This window comes from Actinotignum sanguinis (genome assembly GCF_030230305.1).
Lineage (GTDB): Bacteria > Actinomycetota > Actinomycetes > Actinomycetales > Actinomycetaceae > Actinotignum > Actinotignum sanguinis.
Genome location: NZ_JASPCQ010000012.1, coordinates 43,824 through 52,639, shown reverse-complemented (window position 1 = coordinate 52,639; position 8,816 = coordinate 43,824). Strand labels below are relative to the sequence as shown.

The window sequence follows — 8,816 nt, the reverse complement described above, 5'->3', positions numbered from 1 at the left end:
GAACATCAGTCATAGTCATAGTTAATCCTCAATTTCTTACTCAAATCAAGCATTTACACAAACTATTTGACACCCTCTACGATTTTTGATCCGAATTTGTGCGGCAGCTATTTTTACTCGTTCTGGATCCGTGATAAGCCGTTCGGGATCAATGTCCGCATCGCTTTCAATTTCGGCAAGTAGTTCCTCGTCTGTTCTCATTGTTAGAAGCCTTTCCGTTCGAGAAACTTGCGCTCGACACCGAGCCGTCATCGCGTGAAAATCTCCCCGCAGCATCGCCCAGGGGCATACATTGAAGAACATCTTGACCCATGTTGAGCCGCTCGCTACCAGTATTGGGTAGCCGGGGGCGGGTAAAAAGTAGGAGCCAGCTATCCCCTCGGTGGGGGAAGAGGATCCCTGACCCTCTTTTCGCCGGCATCTCAATACTATCAGCGTGTAAATCTATCTCGCAGTCCCGAACGGAGGCGCTGTTCCTCAAATCGCCCCTTTTATTTTCGTCGCGTACCCCGGTTTGGGGGTACAAATCTCCACCCCTTGGGTTGTACCCCCAAAAGTACCCCCGAAGTACCCGTAAGTACCCCTAAAGACCGGTCAAGAGTGGCTACGGGGGAGCGTTCCAAGCCCCACCATTCCCCGACTTTCCCGCGCCAGCTCAACAAAAACTAAGCCCTCAGGCCGATTTCTCGACCTGAGGGTTAGATCGCATGCGGAGAGTAAGGGATTCGAACCCTTGGTGCGGGGTCGCCGCACAACGGTTTTCAAGACCGTCTCATTCGGCCGCTCTGACAACTCTCCAGGCAGCGCCGCCCACGCGGGCTGCAAAAGGCAAGTTTAGCTTAGTTTCGCGCGCTGCCACACCCGCCTGGATTCTAAATCGGAATGCAACAGCGCTGCGGTGCTATCTATAGCGCCACCACCTACGCCGCCGGCACCGCCACGTCAAGTTCTGGGCCAAACTGCCCCACAGCCCCAAACTCACCCACCGGCGTGAACTCCGGCAGCAGGATGCGCTCCATCAGATGCGCATCCATATCCGCCGAGTGGTTACCGGAATGGGTCATGCCGGTGTCCTCAAATCCCTGGCGAGCGTAGAAGCCGCGCAGCGGGCCCACGCAATCCAGGCGCACCCGGTCGTAGCCGTAGGTGACTGCCAGCTGGGCCATCGCGGCCAGGATCGCCCGCCCGGCGCCCTTCGCCTCAACGGCCGGATTGGCCATGAGGGTGTGGAGGTAGAGGGCGGGCCTGTCATCGAACCAGATGAGCGGGTCGGAATGCAGGGCCCGCACGGCGGCGGTGATAGTGCCATCGGCCGCGCGCAAAGCCCAGAATTCGCCGGCGTCTACCTGCTCGGCGATTTTCCACACCGGCAGCGAGCCGAGGGGCCACTGGCTGTTACCTGCGGCGGCCATAGTTTCTTCGATGGTGCGGCGGATGGTGGCGAGGGTGGGGATATCCTCACGCGTGCACCGGGTCAGGTGAGTCAATTGAGTGGTCATGAGAGTCGTCGTCCTCCGCAACTCGGTCCCACAGGGGAAATTCGGTCAGGAATTAGCCAGCGCTTGGCATGCATGAAGCAAATATGCGCTGCTGTTAGGTTGGGTTGGGGGTGGCGTCGTCGTACCGGACGAAACACCGGGGGTGTCACGCGGTCATGGGCCGCTGAACGCTAGCGTAAAACAAGAAAAGTCTTCAGTGCAAGCTCTAGTAACGGTCAAGAATCGGTATCGTTGCTGTACGCGAACAGCTGGAAACGCGGGTGGTACCGCCCGGCCTCGCTTGCTGCACACAGGATTTTACACAGCGCGGCGGCCCTGTCAAAACGTGGTGTGCACCACCGGCACGTGTCTGCCGTGAATGAAGGGCGACGACGCCGCGCCTACCGCCCACCAGCCCTGTTATCCCGCGGAAACGTGAGCGGCGGCGCCCCAGCGCCGGGCCGCGGCATTAAGTCTGACAACCACATAGGATGGTGCCATGACTTCTCTACATAAGGACCCGCACAATGATCGTGCGCAGGCCACCGCGCCCAGCGCTGGCGCCGCGGCTGGCCGTTCGGCCCGCGCGCTCGTCACCCGTACCGCCGACCGTGATTTCCGCATCCCGGCCGTGCTGCATCGGGATAACCAGCTGACCGTCTTCTTCGATGAACGCCCGCATCCGAGCGGGGATTTTGACTGGGAAAACCTGGGTGGGGCAATGGCTGCCGACCTGCCTAATCCCAACCGTATTTGCTATATCACCGCCAAGCTCCCCGCGCCGGGCACGCCGCTGCGCGCGCAGGACCTTGAATTTTCCGCTCCGCTCCCGGTTCCGGGAACTCCTGCGGTGTGCGGGGATCCGTGTGTGGCCGGCGCTCCGGTAGCCAGTGCTACGGGCGCGGATGCCGCAGCGCCAACCGCCGCCGGGAACGATGCCGGCATCACCCTGGCCTACGCCGCCTCGGAAGAAATCGGCTATTTCGGCTCCCGCTTTGATGGCCCGCGGCTGGAAGCTTGGATCGCCTGGGGGACCAGCCTCGATTCTCTGAGCCATACTCGGGTGGACGATGAGCTCTATAGTGAGCTGCGTTGCGATGGTCTTTTCGCCACCTCCGGCTCCACCCCGCTGCTGGGCGATACCGCGCTTCTCCCATACGTGACGAACCGCGGCGGGGAGGCGGTTATCTACGTGGTGCATGTGCGCGCAGGCAAGATTGTGGCGATTTCCGAGCCGATCCGCCCGGTGGGTACCCCCGGCTTGGACGAAACCACCCTCGAGGTATGCGGGGGAGAGGTCATCGCGAATATCCGCCTCCAGGGTTGCGGTGGGCGCGTGGTGGCACGCTCGAGCGATGGCCTGAGCTGGTCTGAACCGCAGCCCCTGAACTTCCCCGATCCGGGTTGCAATGCCAAGCTCATCACCTGCGGAGATGGCACCGTCCTCATCCATCCGCATTCGGATACCGCGCGGGAGAACGGCGCTATTATTGACGACGCCGGACGCCTGCTCCGCTCCCTGGGCCCGGGCGAATTCGGTTACTCCGACGCGGTGTGGCTCGCGGATAACCTCGCCGTCGTTTTTGAACGCGAGAACTCGCTCTACCTGGACCTGATCCCGGGCGAGGAACTGCGCTAACTAAACCGGAAACGTAGCCGCGTGGCACGCCACGCAACGGGGCCGGGTGAGCTGGAAATCCAGCCCACCCGGCCCCGGTTTGTATCTCGCTTATCGCGCCGCGAGGTGCTTCTCAGCGCGAGGTGCTTTTTTCAGCGAGATGGGGAGCGCTTAGCGCCGCACGCCAGGCGTGTCGATGCCATCGCCATCCCAGTCACCAATGAGGAGCTGATCGCCGGGCTTGCCGTAGGCGACGCTCATCACGGTATTGCCCTGCGCATCGGCGGTGTAGATGATGTTGCCGCGGCGCACCCCAACGGTGTCCACGCCGTCGCCATCCCAGTCACCCACGATGACCTCATCGCCCACGCGGCCGAAGCTGAAGACAGCGTCCGCATTTCCGGATTCCAGGGAGTTCTTCACGAAGAACTGGTTGCCGCGTACCGCCGCGAAGGTCGCGATGCCGTCGCCATCCCAGTCACCGGAGATGAGGGTATCGCTGGCCTTGCCGTAAGCGATGACGCTATCGGCATTGCCGCTGGTCAGCGAGTTCTTCACGAACACCTTATTGCCGCGAATAACCGCGAAGGTGGCCTTGCCGTCGCCATCCCAGTCACCCACCACAACCTTATCGCCGGCCTTGCCGTACGAGAATACGGTGTCGGCGTTGCCGCCGCCCAGGGAGTTCTTCACGAAGAACTGGTTGCCGCGGCGCACAGCAACGGACTTGCGGCCGTCACCGGTCCAATCGCCCACGAGGACTTCGTCGCCGGCACGCCCATAGGAGAAGACGAGGTCAGCAACTGTGGATGTCCACGAGTTCGAGAGGTAGTTGGCGTTACCGTGCGATTCGGGAACCGCGGGTTCGCTCGGCTCCGGTGTCGGTTCCGGGCTGGGAGTGGGGCTCGGGTCCGGAGTGCCCGGCGTCGGGTCAGTGCCCGGAGTCGGTTCTGGCGAAGGTGCCGGCTTATCGGGCGTCGGATCCGGCTTGGGGCTCGGATCGGGAGTGCCCGGCGTGGGATCGGTGCCCGGAGTCGGCTCGGGTTCGGGGCTCGGCTCCACGCAGGTATCGGAAACCTCGGTCATCTTGTACACCGCGATTTCTGCGGCGGAGGCCAGGGAATCGGCGGTGCGCCCGTAGGTGCCGGTAATGCGCAGGCGCAGGAACTTGGTGTCCTTAGTGTCCACGAAGAAGGTTGCCGGCTCCGGCGAATTCTCGAAGGTGCCTTCGGCAATCTTCACCGCGCTCTCAGCGTCCTTACCGGCCCACAGTTCCGCGGAGCGGATGCGGCCGTTATCCCCGCCGAAGCTGCGCGGGTGCACATCCACCCGGCCGATATTCTCAGCCTGGGGCAGTGCCAGATCAATATCCAACGGCAGCTTGATCGTGGAGCTCCACGGGCTGTGCCAGATGGTATTGAGATCGCCATCGAAGAGGTTATCGGTGCCGTTATCCTCGCGGGTAGTTTCTGCTGCCACTTCATTCGCGAGCTTCACGCCCGGCACGTAGACCGGCCGCGATTCGCACTTGCGATTGATGAGGGTGACCTCGGCGAAGCCATTGGCCGCCACCTTGTCACCGGAAGTAATACGGAACGGGATGGTTTGATCACCCGAACCGGCCAGTACCTTCGCGCCAATGGTTACCGGCACCTGAACAACGCGGGTTTCCCCGGCCTTGAGGGTGCCCAGCTCCACGGCTTCGGCTTCCCACCCGGCGGGCAGCTCACCGGGGGTGGCCACCACACCAGCGAGATCCTCGCTGCCCATATTCGTTACCGATAGCGGAATCGTGGACTTACCGCGATACACCTTGGCGTTCTCCGCGGGTACCGCGGAAACAGGCAGAGAGTTCAGCCAATCCAGGGTGAAATGCGCGTAGAGCATGTCGTTGTTATCGCCCTCGTAGAAGATGCCGTACCGGCCGTCATCCATGGCCCACATCGTGGAGTACGACATGGCACCGCGCTTGAACTGCTTACCAACTGACCACGTGCGTCCGTCGTCGTACGAAATACGCACGAGGCCGTTCGAACGCGAGGTCGCGGACGACGAGGAGTACAGCAAAATCTTCGCCTGCGCGCTGCCTTCCGGAGCGTTCGGGAACGCGCGGATAATCGAGGCGTTATTGCGCGGGTCGGGCAGCTGCCATTCAACCTGCATCGGGGTGTAGGTCTGGCCGCCGTCCTTCGAGAAGGCGATCTTGCGGGCCATGATGCCGTCCGAGGACCGCGAGTTGAGCATGACGGTGCCGTCGGAAAGCTCCACGACCTTGTTCTCGTCCATGTTCCCGTAGACCGGCTGGCCGGGGGTCCAGGTGGCGCCGTTGTCATCCGAGTAGACGGAGACGGCGGCGTAGCCCTTGCCGTTCGGCATGGTCATCGTGAACTGCTGGATGAGGCGGCCCTTATGCGGGCCGTACTTGAGCTGGATACCAGCGCCGGAGGCCGCGAAGCGGGAGCGAATATTCTCATCGAAGGTGATGTCCTTGGTGATGAGACGCGGCTTCGACCAGGTCTGGCCGTTGTCATCGGAGTAAACCACCTGCGCGTGCAGGGCCCGCCGGTTATCCGGATCGGTGCCCGGCTGGGAATCCTGGAAACGCACATCGTAGGAGAACACCGAGAAGAGGAAAATACGCCCGGTTTCTTCGTTCACCACGAAGGAAGGATCCGAGAAGCCGTACTTATCGGCGTCGCGGATATGTCCCTTGCCCTGGAGGATTTCCTCCGGTGCCGTCCACGACTTTCCGTTGTCCTTGGAGATACGGAGAGTGATGTGATTCGGGTTGGGGGAGTCCATGCAGGAATCCGGGCGGCCGTCATAAGCCGCGAGGATCCAGCCGTTATTCGCTTGGGCGAGGGCCGGAATACGGTAGCAGTAGTTGTCCTTATCCCCGGCACGCGCGAGGCGCACGGTTTCCATATCCCCACGTTCGGTGGGGATAGTGGCCGGATCGGGCCGCTTACCAATCTCCTCGTTGATCACCTTGATGGCGGGCAGCTCGGCACGGATATTATCCTGAAGCACCCGCGTGCCCTCGCGATCCTCCGTGGCGCGGAAGACCACGTAGGGGGTGAAGGTGCCACGCTTGGCATCTTCGGCGGTCACCTTGTAGGTGATGGTATTGCAGCCCTTGGTATCTCCGGCCGCCAGATTACCCCAGCGGCAATTCGGGGTGCCGGTGGTCAGGAAGCGGTTGAGGTTGGACTGGTAGGGGAAAGCCGTGATCGTGCGATCTGAGGTATTCGTGTAGGAGACACGGAAGGTCAGTTCCTGGCCGATGCGCAGCGGTTCTCCACCGTCATCGGTGCGCTCGAAGTCCACGGTCATGTACTGCTGGGGTGCGGGGGTTTCCCCTTCGCGTTCCTCCAGCCGGGCAATCGCGCTGGCGTTCACCCCGACCTTGCCTTCCACATTCACAACGAAGTCAAGCCCGATATCGTCGTCGTACGCGACAGCATCATTACCGATGGTGACCGGAATAGAGACCGTACGGGTTTCGCCGGCCTCCAGTTTTCCGATCTGTACCTGCTCAGCGGACCAACCGCGCGGCAGCCACAGCGGCGCCATAACCGGATTTTCGATGGCGGTGCTACCAAGATTAGATACGTTGATCTTCACCTTCGCTTCACCGCGGTTGACCACCACGCGCTCGGGGGTGGTGGAGAGCGGTACCGAGTTCAGCCAATCGAAGCCAAAGTGGGCATAGAGCATGTCATTGTTATCGCCCTCGAAGAAGATGCCGTAGCGGCCATCTTTCATCGCCCACATCGTGGAGTAGGCCATAGCGCCCTTCTTGAAGAGCTTGCCCACCGACCAGCTTTCGCCGTCGTCATAAGAAACGCGGATGAGGCCGTTGTGTCGCCCGTCTGCGGAGGACGAGGAGTAAAGCAGAATCTTCGCCTTATCGCTGCCCTGCGGCGCGTTCGGGAAGGCGCGGATAATCGAGGCGTTGTTATGCGGATCAGGCAGCTGCCAATCGATTTGCATGGGGCTGTAAGTCGCCCCGCCGTCCGTGGAATACGCAATCTTGCGGGCCCACACATTATCCGAGGAACGAGAGTTAATCATGAGAGTGCCGTCGGACAGCTCCACGACCTTGTTTTCGTCCATGCCGCCGTAAACAGGCTGGCCCGGGGTCCAGGTCTCGCCGTTGTTATCCGAGTACACGGAAACCGCCGCGTAACCGCGGTTATTCGGCATGGTCATCGTGAACTGTTGAACCAGGCGGCCCTTGTGCTTGCCGTACTTGAGCTGGATACCAGCGCCGGAAGCGGCGAAGCGGGAACGAATGCCCTTATCGAAAGTGATGTCGTTCGTGATGATACGGGGCTCAGACCAGGTCTCGCCATTGTCATCCGAGTAGACCACCTGTGCGTGCAGCACATTGCGATCCTTGGGATCCGTGCCCGGGCGTGAATCCTGGAAACGCTTGTCATAGGAGAAGACGGAGAAGAGGAAAATACGGCCGGTTTCTTCGTTCACCACGAAGGACGGATCGGAGTAGCCGTACTTATCGCGGCTGTAAAGGGTGCCCTTGCCCTGGAGGACTTCCTTCGGCTCGGTCCACGATTTCCCGTTGTCCTTGGAGATACGCAGGGTGATGTGGTTCGGGTTGGGGGAGTCCATGCAGGATCCGGGGCGGCCGTCGTACGCGGCCAAGATCCAACCGTTATTCGCCTGTGTGAGAGCCGGAATACGGTAGCAGTAGTCTTCCTTATCGCCCGCGCGTGCCAGGCGCACGGTCTCCATATCCTTGCGCTCGGTGGGGATGGTGGCCGGGTCCGGTTCCTTCGGGGCCTGCTCGTTAATGAGGGTTACCGGGGCCAGTTCCTGGCGGATACCTTCCTGGAGGACTTTTGTGCCGTTGCGATCTTCGGTGGCGCGGAATTCCACGAAGGGGGTGAAGGTGCCGGTCGCTGCATCTTCGGCTGTCACCGTGTAGGTAACCTTCGTGCAGCCTTTGGTTTCGCCGGGCTTGAGATTGGCCCAGCGGCAATTCGGTGTTCCATTGGTGAGAACACCCTTGAGATTCGACTGGTACGGGAACGCCGTGATGTTTCGCTTCGAGTGGTTCGTGTAGGTAATTGCGAACGTCATCTTTTGGCCGATGCGGAGCTCATTCCCGTTGTCATCGGTTCGTTCAAGGGTGAGCGACATGTAGTTCGCGGCGTTCGCGGTATTTTCCGCCTCCGAAGCTGCGGTGCTTTCGGCGGCTCTGTTAGTAGGTTCGGTTGCCGTTTCGCTGTTTTCTGGCCTGCTCTCCGCGGCGAGAGCGCTTGACGTGCCTGATTCTAATTCGTCAGCAGTGAGGGCCGGCGGCTGCGCAGTCTCGAGGACTTCCGCTGCCTGAGGTTCGGGCTGCGGGGGCGTTTCCCCCGGGCTGGCCCACGCTGTCAACGGCGTGACCGTGAGAGCAACCGTGGCTGACAGTGCCACGAATGCACTCCACCCACGCCGGGCGCGAGGAGTTGACATTGTGCTGTTACCTTTCTGGCAGACATCATCGTCTCGTCTGACGCTATTGTCAGACAACAACGAAAATAGCACAGCAACTCCGCGCTTGGAAAGTATTGTCAGACAACACTGCCTAGTGGAACAGCGTTCCGGCCGCATAAAACAGCGTTTCGGGCATGCAGAACGACGTTGTGGTCATGCTGTGGAACGTTGTTTTGGTGGATGTCGCGGCCGTGGCGGGTCTATTTCTCCGCGTTTCG

The 8,816-nt window shown here is 61.1% G+C and carries 3 protein-coding genes and 1 tRNA gene; 1 reads left to right on the top strand and 3 read right to left on the bottom strand.

What is annotated here, in order from left to right; genetic code table 11:
* Window positions 1-710 precede the first annotated feature (710 nt).
* Window positions 711-798: transfer RNA gene (locus tag QP828_RS07075), tRNA-Ser, on the bottom strand.
* A 122-nt stretch (window positions 799-920) separates the two neighbouring features.
* Entirely contained in the window at window positions 921-1,499 is a 579-nt protein-coding gene (locus QP828_RS07070; protein WP_016441977.1) for a GNAT family N-acetyltransferase, read from the bottom strand.
* Window positions 1,500-1,977: 478 nt separating this feature from the next.
* On the opposite strand from QP828_RS07070, the gene QP828_RS07065 reads away from it, so the two are divergent.
* Window positions 1,978-3,117 (top strand): sialidase family protein, encoded by a 1,140-nt coding sequence (locus tag QP828_RS07065; protein ID WP_274733001.1) that lies wholly within the window; start codon window positions 1,978-1,980, stop codon window positions 3,115-3,117.
* A gap of 150 nt (window positions 3,118-3,267) precedes the next feature.
* On the opposite strand, the gene QP828_RS07060 is transcribed toward QP828_RS07065, so the two are convergent.
* Entirely contained in the window at window positions 3,268-8,577 is a 5,310-nt protein-coding gene (locus tag QP828_RS07060; RefSeq protein ID WP_274732999.1) for an exo-alpha-sialidase, read from the bottom strand.
* Window positions 8,578-8,816: the final 239 nt, after the last annotated feature.